Origin of the sequence: Nocardia uniformis NBRC 13702 (assembly GCF_001613345.1) — a bacterium.
Lineage (GTDB): Bacteria > Actinomycetota > Actinomycetes > Mycobacteriales > Mycobacteriaceae > Nocardia > Nocardia uniformis.
This window is the reverse complement of the sequence record NZ_BDCE01000032.1, coordinates 1-17,351: the sequence shown is the minus strand read 5'-3', so window position 1 is coordinate 17,351 and position 17,351 is coordinate 1. Positions and strand designations below refer to the sequence as shown.

Below are 17,351 nucleotides of genomic sequence, written 5' to 3'. Positions count from 1 at the left end.
TCACCGTACCTCCACGCGCGCATCGCCGGAGTCGAATTCCGCCCCAAAGTAGAACGTGTTCCTATACCGTCGGCCCTGTGCAGAAAGAACAACGCCCTGCCGTGGCGGACTGGTTCACCGTGGACGATGGCGCGGTGCGTCTCCAGGGGACCCGCTGCAATGATTGCGGCACACCGTACTTCCCACGGAACATGCTGGCCTGTCGCAACCCGCAGTGCTCGGGGCCGCACGACGGCTCCGAGCTGGTCGATTACCTGTTTTCCACGCGTGGCCGGATCTGGTCGTACGCGGACGCTCGCTACAAACCCCCCGCGCCGTATGTCTCGCCCGATCCATTCGTGCCGTATGTCGTTGCGGCGGTAGAGCTCGAGGTCGAGAAGATGGTGATTCTCGGGCAGGTCGTACGCGGCCTCACCACCGACGACCTGGCCGTCGGCATGCCGGTCGAATTGACCGTCGGCACGCTGTACGAGGACGACGAGGCGGAGCACACGGTGTGGATGTGGAGGCCGGTCAATGACTGATACGAATGATCGCGATATCGCCGTCCTCGGCGCGGGTATGCACCCGTGGGGTAAGTGGGGGCGCAATTTCGTCGAATACGGCCTGGTGGCCGCGCGTGCGGCGCTGGCCGATGCCGGTGTGAACCACCTCGACGTCGGTTACATCGCGGGTGCGGACACCATCCGCAACGGTTATCCCGGATTCGTCTCGGGCGCGACATTCGCCCAGGCGCTGGGTTGGTCGGGTGCGCGGATCTCGAGCAGCTACGCCGCCTGCGCCTCCGGTGCACAGGCCATCGCCAATGCCCGCGCCCAGATCTTGGCCGGATTGTGTGATGTGGCTCTGGTGGTGGGCGCCGATACCACCCCGAAGGGCTTCTTCCAACCGGTCGGTGGTGAGCGCCGCGACGACCCGGACTGGTTGCGCTTCCATCTGCTCGGCGCAACCAACCCCATCTATTTCGCGCTCTACGCGCGCCGCCGAATGGCCTTGCACGGCGCCACCCTCGACGATTTCGCCGCGGTCAAGGTGAAGAACGCCCGGCACGGCCTCAACAACCCGAATGCTCGCTACCGCAAGGAAGTTTCGGTCGACGAGATCGCCGCCTCGGCGATCGTCTCGGACCCGTTGCGGTTGCTCGACATCTGCGCGACCAGCGACGGCGGTGCCGCACTGGTGTTGACATCGATGGACTATGCCCGTCGCCACGGCATCGCCGACCCGGTCCGCATCAAGGCACTGTCGACGGTCACGCCGACTTTTCCGAAAACCGTGCTCGACCTCCCGGATTTCGCGACGGACTCCGCCGTGGCCGTCGAGGCCCCGCCACAAACCTTCCGTTCCGCCATCGCGCACGCCGCGTACGAAGAGGCCGGACTCGGACCCGAGGATCTGTCGTTCGCGGAGGTCTATGACCTCTCCACCGCTCTCGAATTGGATTGGTACGAGGACATCGGCCTCTGCGAAACGGGCGGTGCGGAGCAGCTACTGCGCAGCGGTGCGACAACATTGGGCGGTCGTATTCCGGTGAACCCGAGCGGTGGCCTGGCCTGCTTCGGCGAAGCGATCCCCGCCCAGGCGATCGCCCAGATCTGCGAACTCACCTGGCAGCTGCGCGGTCGAGCCGACGGCCGCCAAGTGGAGAACGCCCGCGCGGGCATCGCGGTGAACCAAGGCCTCTTCGGCCACGGCTCGGCGACCATCGTCACCCGCTGACCCAGGGGTCCACCCAGGTCCGCTCACCGAAAACCCGGGCTATGCCCGGGTTTTCGTGTGTCGGCGAAGCCGGGGCGCGTCAGGCGGTGCCCGTCATGCTCTGTTGCGGGGCAGTCTGGTTGCGGCGGGCGAAGAGGTAGGCGGCCGCGGCGGCGGGGAGGTTCATCAGGACGCCGTAGACGGCGCCGGGGACTGCCATGGCGTCGTTGTGCAGGACCGAGGCGGCTACGGCGATGGCGATCGCGCCGTTGTGGATGCCGATTTCCATGGCCGAGGCGATGGCTTGGTCGGTGTCTACGTTGAAGAGCCGTGGAGCGAAATAGCCTACGGTGAGGCTTATTACGGCGAACAGGAGGCAGATCGAGGCCAGTTTGCCGATGTTCTCGGTGAGGATGTCGAAATTCTTGGCTACGGCGGCGGTGACCACCAGGATCAGGACCGCGATCGACAGGATTTTCACGTTGCCGCGCATGCGTTCGGACCAAGCGGTAAAGCGATGGTGGATGTACATGCCCACCGCGACCGGGATCAGGACGATGGCGAAAACCTGGGCGAACTTATCGGGGCGTAGGCCGATTGATTCGGAGTCGTCCAGGAACAGCGCGAACGAGAGTGCCACAACCACGGGCATGGTGAACACCGCAAGCACCGAGTTCACCGCTGTGAGAGTGATATTGAGGGCGACATTGCCACCGGCGATGTGGCTGAACAGGTTTGCCGATGGTCCGCCGGGGGACGCCGCGAGCAGCATCATTCCGGCGGCAAGCGCACCGTTGAGTCCGAACAGGTAGATCAGTCCCAGGCAGACTGCCGGGAGCAGCAGCATCTGGCATACCAGGGCGACCACCGCCGCTTTGGGATAGCGCAGGACCCGTACGAAATCATCGACGGTCAATGTCAATCCGAGGCCGAACATGATCAACGCCAGGGCGATTGGCAGCATTACCGCGAAAAGCGTTGAACCCATGTGGATCTCCTCTCAACCGCCCCCAAATCAGGCCAACTGACGACGTTAGTCATCGCAGCGGGCGGGCGCGAGCCGGGAGAGAGGGTGGCCCGCGGTTGCCGATCCGCGGGTAGGGGGCCGTCCGTATGGGGGCTATGGCCTATCAATTGACCAGCCGGTAATTTACTATTGAGTCAATTCAGTCGGCGGTCGAGAAAGTGCAGCGTATGGCGACGAGGTCGTGGTGGGGTTGGGGCAATCAGGAGGACGCGGTCACCGGTCCGGAACGGGCCGCGCTGACAAAGCGGGTGGGGGCGATGTTGCCCGGCGCGGATCTGACGGTGCATGCGGCACCCGATATCGCCGCCCTGGATGTGCCCCCGGTGCGGGTTCGGTTGCCCGCGTCGCTGCGGCACCTCGCCTCGGAGGATCGCGCCGATCGCATCGTGCACGGGCACGGGCAGGCGTTCCGGGATGTCGTGCGCGCCTTGCTCGGCCGCGTCGACCACGTGCCCGATCAGGTCGTGCGCCCGCGCACCGAACAGGATGTGGCCGACGTATTGGACTGGTGCGCCGAGGCTGATGTCGCGGCCGTACCGTTCGGCGGCGGCACCTCGGTGGTCGGCGGAGTCGAACCCCGATGCGGTGCCCACTATTCCGGAACCATCGCACTGGACATGGGGCGAATGGATCAGGTGCTGGAGATCGATCACACCAGTCGCGCCGCCCATATCCAGGCCGGAATCCTCGGTCCCGCACTGGAATCCGCGCTACGTCCGCACGAGCTGACATTGCGACATTTTCCGCAGTCCTTCGAATTCTCCTCACTCGGCGGATGGTTGGCGACGCGAGCCGGAGGCCACTACGCGACCGTCTACACCCATATCGACGATATGGTCGAATCCCTGCGCGTGGTGACGCCGAGCGGGGTCAGCCAGTCGCGGCGGCTGCCGGGATCGGGCGCGGGACCTTCCCCGGATCGCATGTTCCTCGGCTCGGAGGGGACTCTCGGTGTGATTACCGAAGCCTGGATGCGTTTGCGGGAACGGCCGCGCTGGCGGGCGGGGGCTTCGGTGCTGTTCGACGACTACGGTCGGGCCGTCGCCGCCACCCGGGCCATCGCGCAATCGGGGCTTTTCCCGGCCAACTGCCGCCTGCTGGATCCGGTGGAGGCGTTCATCAATGCCGGAACCAGTTCCGTCGGTGGGGTACTCGTATTGGGCTTCGAATCGGCCGATCATCCGGTGGACGCGTCGATGGCACGGGCCGTGGAGATCTGCCGCGAGCACGGCGGGCAGGTGCCCGAAGCGATCAGCGGCACCGATTCGGCCGTGCGACCGGCGGCGGCCGACACCTGGCGCTCCTCGTTCCTGCGCATGCCGTATCAGCGCGATGCGCTGGCCGCGCAGTCGATGATTGTGGAGACCTTCGAAACCGCCTGCACCTGGGACCGTTTCGACGCGCTGCGGACTGCCGTGACGGACGCGGCGAGCGCGGCGTTCGAATCCGTCGGAGCCACCGGCGTGGTGACCTGCCGCTTCACCCACGTGTATCCGGACGGTCCCGCACCGTATTTCGGTATCTATGCCGCCGGCCGGTGGGGGAGCACCGTCGACCAGTGGGACGAGATCAAAGCGGCGGTATCGGACGCGCTCGTGAGCTCCGGCGGCACCATCACGCACCACCATGCCGTCGGCCGGGACCATCGCCTCTGGTACGACCGGCAGCGGCCCGCGCCGTTCGCGGCCGCGCTGGTCGCCGCGAAAGCCGCGCTCGATCCGGCGGGCATCCTCAACCCCGGTGTCCTGATCGATCCGGTCCGGGCCCGATGAGCCGACCGGGCACCAAGGGGGTTCCGCGTGAGCGGCGTGAGGAGCAGATCCTCGACATCGCCACCGCGACCTTCGGTGACCGCGGCTACGCGAACGCGTCCATCGTTGAGATCGCCGCGGCCGTAGGCGTTTCCAAACCGCTCATCTACGCATACTTCGGTTCCCGCGATGGTCTGCACGCGGCGTGTGTGCACCGTGCGGGCCGACGACTGGTCGACGCGGTGGCCGCGGCGCAGGCCGCGCACGGCGCACACGACAGGGCGCTGGCGACCCTGACCGGCATCTTCGGCGCGCTCGATGGGCACACCCAGAACTGGAAGATCATCTATGACGCCACCCTGCCCCGGCCGGGCACGGCGTTCACCGTCGCCCGGGACTACCAGGACGCCCTCAACGCGATGGGGGCCGAGGGTGTCGCGGCGGTGCTCGCCGACGCCGGAATAGCCGCGGCCGACGATCATTCGCTACTGCTGGCGGTGTGGTACAGCATTGTCTCCACCACCATCTCCTGGTGGGGCGAGCATCCGGACCAGACGTCGCAGGACATGACGGACCGCTGTCTGCGGCTGTTCACCGCGTTCCGCCGACCGACCTGATCTCGGTCGGCAGTGCCGTTCGCGCAATCGGCCGAATCGTCGATCAGCACAATCCGGCGAGCTTGTAGAGCACCAGGGACCCGGCGACCGCGACATTGAGACTGTGCCCGGTCCCGACCATGGGAATCTCGACTGCCATATCGAGCAGTTCCAGCCCCTCCGGTGGAATGCCGGTGGATTCGTGCCCGAGCACCATCACGGTTCGCTTGCGGGCAACGGGCAGATCGGCGAGCCGGATCGACTCATCGGTGAGCTCCACCCCGACGACCGCGGACCCACCCTCGCGCTGGCGGGTCAACCAGCGATCGACCCGCCCGTCGACCCAGTGCACACACTGCCGGTGCCGCAACGTATTTCCCCGATCGAGTGCTTCCGGCACCCATGGTCGCCGCGGCACCGCCAAGCACGCCCCGACCGCATCACAGGTCCGCAGCAGTGTGCCGAGATTGACGCCGTGCTTGGGCCACAGCGGTGCCGCGATCAAATGATTCCAGCAACCATGCGAGCGCTGACGGCGTTGCGTACGAAGTTCGGGCCGGGTGCGCACCCGCGCGGCCGTCATGAGCGGACGGGAAGAGCCTTCCCGGGGAAACGTTGGCAAACAACAAATTTCATTGCAGCGATGCTTCTCGGCGCACCAGGGCCATCGACGTGGCCGGTCACCATGTCGACCGGCCGTGTGAGTTAAGAATAGCTTCCGCCTCGGGTGGCGGCGCAGACCCCCCGGTGCGCCTGAACCTCGCCGCGGCCAGCATTGCCTCGGCATCGTCCGGGTCGACGGTGAATCGGGCCAGCTCCATGGCTGTCATCTGTTGTTCTCCTCTGGTGTTGCGAATGTCCGACACAAGGTGAGAGCCGGATTCGGGCGCGAGTGCGACAGGTGAACCGTGGTGATGCCGGTCACTTCTGTGGGGGCGGGCACTCGGGCAGGTACGTATCGGAGGGAGATCGTGCGGCTCGGTAGCGCCGCCCGCGTGATCCGCGGTTAGCGTGCGATAGCGGGCTCGGATCGGTAGCATCTGGGCTGTTGCCTGAAATATGCTCTGAAGCAGCATATTTCAGCTGGTGAGATAGTGCGGCGGGGTCCGGAGGGGGGATTGGGCGACCGGGAGTTGCGAAACCCGCTGCTGCTGACCGTGTCTCGACGTTGTCTTCGTCTACCAGTTGGAGATTATTTGTGAGCGCACCGCAGGCGCCTGGAACAGCGCAGTCGCCGGGCGGGGGTTGTCCCGTCGTGCACGGCGCGCCGATCGATGGCGGCGGGCCGCGCATTGCTATATATACGCAGCAGTTCGCCGATGACCCGCACCATATGTACGCCGATATGCGGGAACGTTTCGGGTCGCTTGCGCCGGTGGAGCTCGCGCCGGGTGTGCCGGCGACATTGGTGGTCGGGTATCGGACCGCGCTGCGGATTCTGAACGACCCCAGTCACTTCCCTGCCGATCCCCGTATTTGGCAGCGGGATGTGCCCGCCGACAGTCCGGTGCTGCCGATGATGGAGTGGCGGCCGAATGCGTTGCGCAGCGCGGATTTCGAGCATCTGCGTTACCGGTCGGCGAACCTGTTCGCCATCGGTGCGGTTGATCGGCACGCCATGCACACCGTGGTGGAGCAGATCACCATCCCGTTGGTCAACTCCTTCTGCGGTGACGGAAAGGCCGATCTGCTCCAGCAATACGTGTACCCGGTGGTGTTCCAGACGCTCAACGCCATGCTGGGGTGTGACCCCGATATCGGTGAGCAGGTCGCGGCCGGGATGGCCGCCATGTTCGATACGGTCAATGCCGAAGCGGGCAGCCGGATGTTGGAGGCGGGGCTGAAAGAACACACCCGCCGCAAACGTGCCGAACCCGGTGACGACATCACCTCGCGACTGATCGCGCACTCCAGCGATCTGAGCGACGAGGAGATGATCCACCAGCTGGTCACCCTCTATGGCGCGGGTATCGAGCCGCAGGTGCACCTGGTGTCGAATGCGTTGCTGCTCATGCTGACCGACACCCGGTTCGCCGCCGATGTACTCGACGGCAGCCTCTCTACCCGCGACGCCGTGGACGAGGTGCTTTTCGCCAACCCGCCGCTGGCCAACTACTGCATCACCTACCCGCGCCAGCCGATGCTCATCGATGATGTCTGGCTGCCCGCCCATCAACCGGTGCTGATCAGCATGGCGGCCTGCAACAACGATCCGGCGGTCCGCTCGTCGGATGTCAGCGGCAACCGCTCCCACCTGTCCTGGAGTATCGGCCCACACACCTGCCCCGCGCGCGAGCTGGGCTACCAGATCGCCCAGGACGTGATCGATCAACTCCTGGATGCGCTGCCGGAGGTTCGGTTGGCGGTAGCCGCGGAGGAATTGTCTTGGCGGCCCGGTCCTTTCCACCGTGCGCTGTCGTCACTGCCGGTGACGTTCCCGCCGACCCCACCACTACGTATGTGATTTTCGGTGTTCAGTCAGATAGGAGCTCCCATGACGGAGACACTTCCCAACCCGCTTGTCCTGGACCCCACGGGGGCAGACATTCAAGGCGAGGCCGCGCGCATCCGCGAACGTGGACCCATCACACCGGTCGAGCTGCTCGGCGGCGTGCGCGCCTGGTCGGTGACCGACGCCACCATCCTCAAGGAGCTGCTGATCGACTCCCGGGTGTCGAAGGATGCCCGGCAGCACTGGCCGAAGTTCATCAATGGTGAGATCCCGCAGGATTGGCCACTTTTCACGTGGGTGGCGGTGGCCAATATGTTCACCGCGTACGGCACCGATCACAAGCGGCTGCGCAAACTGGTCGCACCCGCGTTCACGAAACGCCGCACGGATGCGATGCGTGAGCAGATCGAGCGCATTACCGAGGACTTGCTGACGACGCTGGCACAGACACCGGCGGGCGAATCCGTCGATCTGCGTGAGGAATTCGCGTACTCGCTGCCGATCCGGGTGATCTCGGAACTGATGGGCGTACCGGAGAGCCTGAATCCGGGCCTGCGCGGCTGTGTCGACGGCATCTTCGACACCTCGCTGACACCCGAGCAGTCGCAGGCGAATTACATGGAGATGTACCGAATCCTGGGAGAACTCGTCGCCTACCGGCGCGATAACCCGGGCGACGATATGACCAGCCTGCTGGTATCGCACCGGGATGCCGACGACGGCTCCCAACTCACCGAGCAGGAACTGGTGGATACCCTGCTGCTGGTGATCAGTGCTGGCCACGAGACCACGGTCAACCTGCTCGACCAGGCCATCTACCTGCTACTGACCCGGCCGGAGCAGCGAGCGGCCCTCACCGAGAATCGAGCGACCTGGACCGATGTGGTCGAGGAGACCCTGCGCTACGAGGCACCCGTCGCGCATCTGCCCCTGCGCTACGCCGTCGACGATATCGAGATAGCCGGAGTCCACATCGCCAAGGGCGATCCCATCCTCGCCTGCTACGCCGCCGCCAATCGCGACCCGAAGATCCACGGCTCCACCGCGGACGATTTCGACGTGACCCGAAAGTCCAAGGATCACCTGTCATTCGGATACGGCGCGCACCTGTGCCTCGGCGCTCCACTGGCTCGACTCGAAGCCCACGTGGCATTGCCCGCACTCTTCGAGCGCTTTCCGAATATGCGACTGGCCGCCGATCCCTCGGAGCTGGGCGCCGTGCCCAGCTTCATCTCCAATGGCCATCAGCGGCTGCCCGCGTACCTGACCGGTGGACCGGCCACCGGAGCCTGACCAGGAAGTACCAACCTCACTGTCCGCGATTCAGCGTCAATGACACGCTGAATCGCGGACAGGCGCGGTACCGGCAGTATCCGGCCGATGCGGCGGCGACCACCGGCGCGCCGGATCAGCGGGTGGTGTAGCCGCCGTTCGCGAAAATGGTTTGGCCGGTGATCCAGCCGCCGTCGGTAATGAGGAACTCCACCAGCGGGGCAATGTCCTCGATGCGGGTCAAGCGGCCGCCCATCGCCTGGGACTTGTGGAACTCGACTCGCTCCGGGGTTTCCTGCGGGTAGAAGAACGGGGTGTCCATCGGCCCGGGAGCGACATTGTTGACCGAGATACCGCGGGTTGCGAACTCTTTCGCCGCGGCGCGGGTGAAGTGCTCCACCGGTGCTTTGGCGCCCGCATAGGTGGAGTAACCGTCGGTGAACGCCGCGAGCAGCGAGGTGACAACGGTGACGATCTTGCCGCCGTCGTTGAGCCGCCTACCCGCTTCCTGGAGGAAGAAGAAGGCGGCCTTGGCGTTGATGTCGAACATCGAGTCGTACTCGGCCTCAGTGGTTTCGATAATCGGCTTGCGCAGCACCTGACCCACCGTGTTGACCGCGATATCCACCGACCCGAAGGCCTCGATGGCGGTATCGAACAGCTGCCGCACATTCGCCGGTACGGTCAGGTCGGCCTGGAACTTCACCGCTTCGACACCAGCGTTCTCGGCGGCAGCCACGATTTTGTCGGCGTCGGCCTCGGTGCTGGCGCTATTGAAGTGCACCAGCACATTCGCGCCGCGCTCGGCGAGGCCGGTGCTGATGAGGCCGCCCAGGTTCTTGGCTCCCGCGGCCACGACCGCCGACTTGCCTGCCAGTAAGTTGCTCATGATGCGAGTCCCTAACTCTTCAGATCGGAGATCTTCCGAATTCGACGTTAGGACCGCCTTCCACAAATGTGAAACAGTATTTATTGGTGTTTCTACAAATCCTGTTTGTTTGCCCAGGGTGCGCTGATCGACCCGCGCTATTCAGGTACGCGGCGGTGCGACCGTGCGTGGCTGTCGCCCGTGATGAGCAGGTCGCGAACGGCCGATCGAGTGTGCGGCAGCCAGATGGCCTGCACCGGGGCCAGCGGCGGATCGGTGATATCGATGACGTGCACCGCACCGCCCAGCGCGGCCCCGGACGGCGCGGTGACGAAGGCGACCGCATCGGGATGGTCGAGGACGGCGCTGGTCGGCGTCGTACCCTGAATCCGGGGCACGACCAGGCTGGGCTCGAAACCCGCACGGCGGCAGTTGCTCAGAATGAAATCGGTGTAGAACGACGCACCCGGCGGAGCCCACACGACAATCCGCTCATCGCGCAGGTCGCGGATGGCGATGGTGTGGTGCGCGGCGAGGTGATGGCCGCGTGCGACGGCGATGCGCAGGGGGTGGTAGGCGATGACCGCGGCGGCCAGCGTGGCGGGCGCCGTCGTTCCGCGTCGTAGCGCGAGGTCGACGGTGCCGTCGAGAACGCCCGATTCGAGATCTCCCGGAAACATCTGGACGGCGGTGACCGACACCTCCGGCATCTGGCTGCGGACCGGCCCGAGCAGGCCGTGTACCTCCTCGGCCGTTACCGCCGGGGTATGGGCGACCACAAACGGCCGCCGTTCCGTGGCCGCGGCGTCGCGGACCTGCCGGGCCAGCACCTGACCGGCCGCCAGCAGCACCGACGCACCATCGAACAGCGCCTGCCCGGCCGCGGTGAGCCGCACCTGCCGACCGGTGCGGTCGAACAGCGGCACCCCCAACTGCGCTTCCAGCTTGGCGACCGAACTGCTCAAGGCCTGCTGGCTCAGATGGAGCTGGTCGGCTGCTCGGCTGAAACTGGAATGCTCTGCTACGCAGAGGAATTGCTGTAGTCGCCGCGAATCCAGCGGTTCCTCGTCGGGTGACACGGCGGGATTGAGCATGCGCGCATGCTACCCGTCGGTACAACTCGGATCAGATCCTTGGGCCCGGCCTCGTCGGCTACGACTCCCGGCTATCCGCAACCCCGACGAGCGGGTAGCTGGATAATTACTGCCTCGGTCGCGGATCGTGGCCGGTTCTCGCCGTCACCTTCGTTCTGCTGGCGCTGAGGCCGGTGGCGCACCCTGATCGATCGGATGTAGTCAGCGGCTATATTCGTGGGATCGCGGTGTCGAGATGGGTGTGGTTGGGGCGGAGTGGGATTCATGGCTGACGGTGGCGGGGACCCAGCGAGCCGGACGGTTCGCTATGGGGACCCTGCCGATATGCGGGCGGTATCGCGCATGCTGGCGCGGGCTTTCGAGGATGATCCGCAGGCCCGGTGGATGCATCCCCGACCGGAATCGCGGTCGAAGCAGCTGCGTATCTCCTTCGAGAGATCCTTTCGGGAATCCTGCGGGACGAGTGACGGTGTCGATCTGGCCGTCGACGACGCGGGCGAGATTGTCGGCAGCGCGCTGTGGATCGCTTCCCCTCGAATGCGGGTCAAGGCGACGCTCGGTGATCGCATCGGAATGTGGCGGGCGTACGGCTCGCGAACTCGACAGGCGGTGGACGCCGCGCACCTGGTCTGGAGTTCCCATGTGCCGGAACCACACTGGCATCTGCTCGCGATCGCGACCGCGGGGGAAGTGCGCGGCCGCGGATACGGTGAAGCGCTGATGAACTCCGGCCTGTCCCGTTGCCGGGCCGACGGACTGCCCGCCCATTTGGAGACGGGGAAACCCGAGAACATCCCGTACTACCAGCGATTCGGCTTCGAGGTGATCGCCACGATCGACCTGCCGCACGGTGGGCCGCGCAACTGGCTGATGCGATACGGGCCGTGAAGTGCCTTCCCGCCACCTCTGACTACTCGGCGATCTCCCGGTCGGCTGGTCAGCCCTTGGTGACGAAACCCTCTGCGATGAGCCAGTCGCGGGCGACCTCGGCGGGTTCGCGGCCCTCGACGTCGACCTGGCGGTTGAGTTCGGTAATGGATTCGTTGGTCAAAAGGTCGGAGATCGGGGTCATGATCTCGATGATCCGTGGGTTGGCCTTCGCGAAATCCTCGCGCATCACCAGGGCCGCATTGTATTTCGGGAAGAAGGTGAGATCGTCCTCGAGCAGCTGGAGATTCAGGGCTGGAATGCGGCCGTCGGTGGCGGCGACGGAGCCGAAGCGGCACTGGGTGGCGTCGGCGGTGGACTGGTAGACGAGAGCGTCCTGGACGATGCGCTTGCGGGCCTTGTCGGGGTCGATGCCGTATTTGGCGATCAGCCCGGGGAAACCGTCTTGGCGGACACTGAATTCGGTACCGACGCAGGTAACGGCGGCGTCGGGATCGGAATTGACCAGGGCGGCGTAGTCGGACAGGGTTCGCACACCGGTCTCACCGGCGGTGGCCGCGCTGGTCGCTATGGCATAGGTGTTGTTCATGGGAGCCATTGCCGCCCAGACCATTCCGTGGGCGTCGCGGTCGGCGTCGCGGACCGCCTCGAACTGTTCGACCGTACCGGGGATCGGGGATTCATTGCCCAGGTAGTTGATCCAGCCGGTGCCGGTGTAGTCGTAGGCGATATCGACCTGGCCATGTATCTGCGCGTCGCGGAGGCTATTGGACCCGACGATATTCGTCAGATCGCGCACCTGCGCGCCCGCGGCGCTGAGCGCGAACTCGATGAGGTAGCCGAGCACCACCTGCTCGGTGAAATCCTTGGACCCGACCGTGATCTGGACGCCATCGAGTTCCGGCACCGGGCGGATACTGCCGGGCTCCACCCGCAGCGGTACCGCGCTACCGGCCTCCAACCCGCAGGCCGCCACCAGGAGCAGTCCGACGGTGGCAGCGAAAGCCGCACAGCTGCGCCGAATTCGAGTCACCGCTCCGGTCACCGCAGCCCCCTCGGTCCGAGATACCGTTCGGCCAGCGCACCCAGCCAATCGATGAGCAGTGCCAGCGCCACGGTGAGCAGCGCCCCCACCCAGAGGGTGACGTTATCGCGCAGTTTGTAGCCGGTATCGATGAGGATTCCCAACCCGCCGGCACTCACCAGGAACGACAGCGTCGCCGTGCCCACGGCCAGCACCAGCGATATGCGCAGACCGGCGAGGATGTAGGGGATGGCGAGCGGAAACTCGATGCGGCGCAACAGAGTCAGAGCCGACATGCCCTGACCGCGCCCGGCGTCGATAACGGACGGGTCGACCTGCTGGAAGCCGAGGATGGTATTGCGCAGTACCGGCAACAGCGATAACAGCACGATCGGGGCCACCCCGATCCAGAACCCGGTGGTGCGGGTGATCAGATAGAACAGCACGATCAGACCGATGGCGGGCGCGGCCGCACCGATATTCGCGATACCGATGAAAAGTGGTGTGAGACGCCGGAATCCGGGCCGGGTGAGCATGGTGCCGAGGGGGACCGCGATGGCGATGACAATCGCCACCACGGTCACCGTGATCAGCACATGCTGGCGGGTGGCGGTGGCGATATTGGCCGCGCTCAGACTGGCCTGCTGGGTGGCGGTGAGGTCGCGCGCGAAAGCCCACACCAGCACGCCGACGCTGAGTGCGATGGCCAGCACCGGTTGGGCGAACAGCCGGATGCGTTCGGCCTGCCGCTCGGGATGCCGGGTGGGTGTGGTCATAGTCCGGCGTCCTCGTCGACACCGGTGCGCACGTGGGCACTTCGCATCTCGGCGAGATGCGCGACCAGGGTGTCGATGGTGATCAGACCCACGTACTCACCGCGACGGCCGGTAACGACGGCATTGGCATTGCTGTCGACCAGCAACTTCTCCAGCGCTTCCTGCAATGTCGACTCCATGGCCACGATGCCGCCCACCGGCGTCCCGACCGTGCGCAGCGAGGCCGCGTTCGCGAGCTGCGCGACCGTGACCCAGCGCAGGGGGCGGCGCTGCCCGTCGAGAATCAGTCCCCAGCCACGATCGGATTCGGTCATGGTCCGCCGGAACTGTTCCACGGGTACGGATTCCGACGCGACCGGGCACTCACCGCGCGGTACATCGCGGACCCGGGTGAGGGTGAGCTGTTTGAGACCCGCGTCCCCGCCCACGAATCCGGCCACCGTGTCATCCGCCGGTTCGGCGAGGACGGCCGCCGGAGTGTCATATTGCAGAATGCGGGACTGATTGCCCAGCACCGCGATTCGGTCGCCGAGCTTCACCGCCTCATTGAAATCGTGGGTGACGAAGACGATGGTCTTGCGCAGATCGGCCTGCAACCGCAGTAGCTCGTCCTGGAGCAGCCCGCGGGTGATCGGGTCCACCGCGCCGAACGGTTCGTCCATCAGCAATACCGGCGGATCCGCGGCCAGGGCGCGGGCGACGCCCACGCGCTGCTGTTGACCGCCGGAGAGCTGGCGGGGATAGCGGTCGCGGAAGTCCCCGGGGTCCAAGCCGACCAGGTCGAGCATTTCGTCCACGCGATCGGCGATTCGCTTACGGTCCCATCCGATCAGGCCGGGCACGGTGGCGACGTTCTTGGCGACGGTCAAATGCGGGAACAGCCCGGCCTGCTGGATGGAATAGCCGATGGTGCGGCGCAATCGGTCCGGATTCTCGCCGAGGATATCGCGGCCGTCGATGGTGATGGTGCCGGAACTGGGTTCGATCAGGCGGTTGATCATCCGCATGGTGGTGGTCTTACCGCAGCCGGACGGTCCGACCAACACCACGATCTCGCCGGCCGGAATTGTCATCGAGACCCGGTCCACCGCCGGATCCTGGTGTCCCGGATAGCGTTTGGTCACCGCGTCGAGCACGATCTCGACGCCGGAGACCGCCGCCTCGCGGGTTTCGGGTTCAGTCACGGACACCCCTGGGTGTGGTGAGTCGGCCAATGAGGACGAGGATGGCATCTAGGAGCAGCGCCAGCAGGATGATCAGCACCGTGCCGGTCAGCGCCCGCGGCACCGCGTTCGGGCTGCCCACCCGGGACAGTCCGGCGAAGATGAGATTGCCCAGTCCGGGGCCCTTGGCATAGGCGGCAATGGCGAGAATGCCCATGATCATCTGGGTGCTGATCCGCATACCGGCGAGAATCGCGGGCCAGGCCAGCGGCAGTTCGATGCGGGTCAGCACGCGCAATCGGTTCATACCGACTCCGCGCGCGGCATCGGTGGTCGCCGGATCCACCGACGACAACCCGACAATGGTGTTGCGCAGAATCGGCAGCAGTGCGTACAGCACCAACGCGACAATGGTCGGCGGCACACCCAGGCCCAGTACCGGAATCAGCAGGCCGAGCAGCGCGAAAGACGGAATGGTGAGAATAATGCTGGCGGTGGCTGTCGCGGCCGATGAGCCGAGCGGACTGCGGTGCACCAGAATCCCGACGCACACCGCGATGAGCGTGGCGATCAGGATCGATTGGACCACCGCCGACACATGCAGGTAGCTGTCGGTCATCAATTGATAGCGGTGATCGACGACAAAGGTCCACAGGGTGTCCAGTGTCCTGACCTCCCCACTGGTCGGCGTCCAGGCGAATTATAACGTTCAGTTCCCTTGTCATCCGGCCTTTTTCGATAAGGCCCACCGTAATCGCGCGTTACTCGGGCGCGGCGCGAATGGCAGGCCTGGACCGTGGACCAGGAGGAGAGTCGTGTCGGTCCGACGGCGCCGGGAAACGGCCAGGTGGCACCGCCGTACACTGGGCCGTCGATCACCGACGACGTCTGGAGGAACTCTGATGTGCTATCCGGTCAACTGCCCCAGCTGCGGGAAGACGACGTGGGACGGCTGTGGCGAGCACGTCGACGACGTTCGCGCGCAGATTCCGGCCGCGCAGTGGTGCGACGGGCACGCGGCGTCCGGCGACGAGTGATCAGCGGTACCTCTTCCGATAGGTGGTAGCCGTTTCCGGTCGGTGGAGCCGAGCGGGTAGAAAAGGTTCAGGCGTCATGGAAGCTTTCCGGGATGCCGCCGCACAGTTCGGTGCGGCAACGCAAATACTTCTGTCGAACACCAGAGAGGCTTCTTCATGGCGACCTCGCAAGCGCGCGCCCAGATCGGCGTGACCGGCCTGGCGGTTATGGGCAGCAATATCGCCCGCAATTTCGCGAGGAACGGGTACACCGTCGCGTTGCACAACCGCAGCGTCGGTAAGACCGACGCACTGCTCGAGGCGCACGGCGGTGACGGCGATTTCGTGCGGACGGAAACGGTCGAGGAATTCGTCGCCGCGTTGGAGAAGCCCCGTCGGGTGCTGATCATGGTCAAGGCCGGGGACGCCACCGATGCCGTGATCGAGGAGTTGGCCGCGGTCATGGAGCCGGGCGACATCATTATCGACGGCGGTAACGCCCTCTACACCGACACCATCCGCCGTGAGGCCGCGATGGCCGCGCGGGGACTGAACTTCGTGGGTGCGGGCATTTCCGGTGGTGAGGAGGGCGCGCTGAACGGTCCCGCCATCATGCCGGGTGGTCCGAAGGAGTCCTACGAGTCGCTGGGTCCGCTGTTGGAATCGATCGCGGCGCAGGTCGACGGCACCCCGTGCTGTACCCATATCGGCCCCGACGGGTCCGGGCACTTCGTGAAGATGGTGCACAACGGTATCGAGTACGCCGATATGCAGCTCATCGGCGAGGCCTATCACCTGTTCCGCGACGCGCTCGGTTTCGACGCCAAGCAGATCGCCGACGTGTTCACGCAGTGGAATTCCGGCGATCTGGAGAGCTACCTGGTCGAGATCACCGCGCAGGTGCTCGAGCAGGTCGACGCCAAGACCGGCAAGGCCCTCGTCGATGTCATTGTCGACGCCGCCGAACAGAAGGGCACCGGGCGTTGGACGGTGAAGTCCGCGCTCGATCTCGGTGTGCCGGTGACCGGTATCGCCGAGGCGGTGTTCGCGCGTGCCCTGTCCGGGTCGCGCGCCCAGCGCAAGGCCGCGGTGGGCCTCGCGTCGGGCACCCTGGCCGATAAGCCCACCGATGTCGCGCAATTCACCGAGGACATCCGTCAGGCGCTCTACGCGTCGAAGGTGGTCGCCTACGCTCAGGGCTTCGATCAGATCGCGGCCGGTAGCGCCGAATACGATTGGGATCTCAATCCCGGTGATCTGGCGACCATCTGGCGTGGCGGCTGCATCATTCGCGCGCGGTTCCTCAACCGCATCAAGGACGCCTACGCCGAGAATCCGGAGCTGCCGAGCCTGATTCTGGCCCCGTACTTCCGCGAGGCGATCGAAACGGCCATCGACAGCTGGCGTCGCGTCGTGTCCACCGCCACCCTGCTCGGTATCCCGGTGCCCGCGTTCGCGTCGTCGCTGTCGTACTACGACGCCCTGCGCGCCGAACGCCTGCCCGCGGCCCTGACCCAGGGTCAGCGTGACTTCTTCGGCGCGCACACCTACGAGCGCGTCGACGCCGACGGCAAATACCACACGCTCTGGAGTGGCGACCGCAGCGAAGTCCCCGCGTAGCCGGAACCTCAGCAGCCCACCCCTCGTCATTCCGGCACACTCTCCGTGTCATTCCGGCAGGCTCCTCGTCGGTCCGGCAGGCTCGTCGTCATTCCGGCATGCTTTT

Annotated in this window: 17 protein-coding genes; 9 read left to right on the top strand and 8 right to left on the bottom strand. The window is 65.6% G+C overall.

The annotated features are described in order from the left end of the window. Window positions 1–77: 77 nt before the first annotated feature. Window positions 78–524 carry a Zn-ribbon domain-containing OB-fold protein gene (locus NU1_RS08825; RefSeq protein ID WP_307643344.1) on the top strand — a complete coding sequence of 149 codons (447 nt, stop codon included), beginning with the start codon at window positions 78–80 and terminating at the stop codon, window positions 522–524. After that, a complete protein-coding gene (locus NU1_RS08820) occupies window positions 517–1,719 on the top strand; it encodes a lipid-transfer protein (protein ID WP_067519252.1) in 1,203 nt (400 codons plus the stop codon). The genes NU1_RS08825 and NU1_RS08820 overlap by 8 nt, the downstream gene beginning before the upstream one ends. 79 nt (window positions 1,720–1,798) lie before the next feature. Here NU1_RS08820 and NU1_RS08815 read toward each other — a convergent pair whose 3' ends face one another. Next, a complete protein-coding gene (locus tag NU1_RS08815; RefSeq protein ID WP_067519250.1) occupies window positions 1,799–2,686 on the bottom strand; it encodes a bile acid:sodium symporter family protein in 888 nt (295 codons plus the stop codon). A gap of 206 nt (window positions 2,687–2,892) precedes the next feature. Here NU1_RS08815 and NU1_RS08810 point away from each other — a divergent pair, with 206 nt between their 5' ends. Then, complete coding sequence (locus tag NU1_RS08810) at window positions 2,893–4,497, top strand: FAD-binding oxidoreductase (RefSeq protein WP_067519249.1); 1,605 nt, start codon at window positions 2,893–2,895, stop codon at window positions 4,495–4,497. After that, on the top strand, window positions 4,494–5,093 hold the full coding sequence (locus tag NU1_RS08805; protein ID WP_067519247.1) for a TetR/AcrR family transcriptional regulator: 600 nt from the start codon (window positions 4,494–4,496) through the stop codon (window positions 5,091–5,093). Before NU1_RS08810 ends, NU1_RS08805 begins: the two co-directional genes overlap by 4 nt. A gap of 43 nt (window positions 5,094–5,136) precedes the next feature. On the opposite strand, the gene NU1_RS08800 is transcribed toward NU1_RS08805, so the two are convergent. Next, entirely contained in the window at window positions 5,137–5,655 is a 519-nt protein-coding gene (locus tag NU1_RS08800) for a TrmH family RNA methyltransferase (RefSeq protein WP_067519245.1), read from the bottom strand. Between the two features lie 615 nt (window positions 5,656–6,270). On the opposite strand from NU1_RS08800, the gene NU1_RS08795 reads away from it, so the two are divergent. Next, entirely contained in the window at window positions 6,271–7,536 is a 1,266-nt protein-coding gene (locus NU1_RS08795) for a cytochrome P450 family protein (protein ID WP_067519244.1), read from the top strand. A 30-nt stretch (window positions 7,537–7,566) separates the two neighbouring features. Next, window positions 7,567–8,817, top strand: a complete 1,251-nt coding sequence (locus NU1_RS08790; RefSeq protein WP_067519242.1) for a cytochrome P450 family protein — start codon at window positions 7,567–7,569, stop codon at window positions 8,815–8,817. A 115-nt stretch (window positions 8,818–8,932) separates the two neighbouring features. Here NU1_RS08790 and NU1_RS08785 read toward each other — a convergent pair whose 3' ends face one another. Together NU1_RS08785 and NU1_RS08780 are read right to left on the bottom strand one after the other, a co-directional pair. Further along, on the bottom strand, window positions 8,933–9,685 hold the full coding sequence (locus NU1_RS08785) for an SDR family oxidoreductase (RefSeq protein WP_067519240.1): 753 nt from the start codon (window positions 9,683–9,685) through the stop codon (window positions 8,933–8,935). Between the two features lie 137 nt (window positions 9,686–9,822). After that, entirely contained in the window at window positions 9,823–10,758 is a 936-nt protein-coding gene (locus NU1_RS08780) for a LysR family transcriptional regulator (RefSeq protein ID WP_067519238.1), read from the bottom strand. 324 nt (window positions 10,759–11,082) lie between these two features. Here NU1_RS08780 and NU1_RS08775 point away from each other — a divergent pair, with 324 nt between their 5' ends. Then, on the top strand, window positions 11,083–11,646 hold the full coding sequence (locus tag NU1_RS08775; RefSeq protein WP_169815020.1) for a GNAT family N-acetyltransferase: 564 nt from the start codon (window positions 11,083–11,085) through the stop codon (window positions 11,644–11,646). A gap of 49 nt (window positions 11,647–11,695) precedes the next feature. On the opposite strand, the gene NU1_RS08770 is transcribed toward NU1_RS08775, so the two are convergent. Genes NU1_RS08770 through NU1_RS08755 form a run of 4 tightly spaced genes read right to left on the bottom strand, consistent with a single transcriptional unit; the run spans window position 11,696 to window position 15,228 of the window. Next, window positions 11,696–12,691: a glycine betaine ABC transporter substrate-binding protein gene (locus tag NU1_RS08770; protein ID WP_371859781.1), complete on the bottom strand. Its 996-nt coding sequence runs from the start codon at window positions 12,689–12,691 to the stop codon at window positions 11,696–11,698. Continuing rightward, window positions 12,688–13,446, bottom strand: a complete 759-nt coding sequence (locus tag NU1_RS08765; RefSeq protein WP_067519236.1) for an ABC transporter permease — start codon at window positions 13,444–13,446, stop codon at window positions 12,688–12,690. Before NU1_RS08765 ends, NU1_RS08770 begins: the two co-directional genes overlap by 4 nt. Continuing rightward, window positions 13,443–14,678, bottom strand: a complete 1,236-nt coding sequence (locus tag NU1_RS08760; RefSeq protein WP_084521109.1) for an ABC transporter ATP-binding protein — start codon at window positions 14,676–14,678, stop codon at window positions 13,443–13,445. Before NU1_RS08760 ends, NU1_RS08765 begins: the two co-directional genes overlap by 4 nt. Beyond that, window positions 14,623–15,228: an ABC transporter permease gene (locus tag NU1_RS08755; RefSeq protein ID WP_067519307.1), complete on the bottom strand. Its 606-nt coding sequence runs from the start codon at window positions 15,226–15,228 to the stop codon at window positions 14,623–14,625. The genes NU1_RS08760 and NU1_RS08755 overlap by 56 nt, the downstream gene beginning before the upstream one ends. Window positions 15,229–15,511: 283 nt before the next feature. On the opposite strand from NU1_RS08755, the gene NU1_RS43755 reads away from it, so the two are divergent. Together NU1_RS43755 and gnd are read left to right on the top strand one after the other, a co-directional pair. Further along, window positions 15,512–15,646 carry a DUF8730 family Cys-rich protein gene (locus NU1_RS43755; RefSeq protein ID WP_281221092.1) on the top strand — a complete coding sequence of 45 codons (135 nt, stop codon included), beginning with the start codon at window positions 15,512–15,514 and terminating at the stop codon, window positions 15,644–15,646. Between the two features lie 156 nt (window positions 15,647–15,802). Further along, the gene (gene gnd, locus NU1_RS08750; RefSeq protein ID WP_067519232.1) at window positions 15,803–17,245 is read left to right on the top strand and encodes an NADP-dependent phosphogluconate dehydrogenase; all 1,443 of its coding nucleotides are present in this window, start codon (window positions 15,803–15,805) and stop codon (window positions 17,243–17,245) included. Window positions 17,246–17,351: the final 106 nt, after the last annotated feature.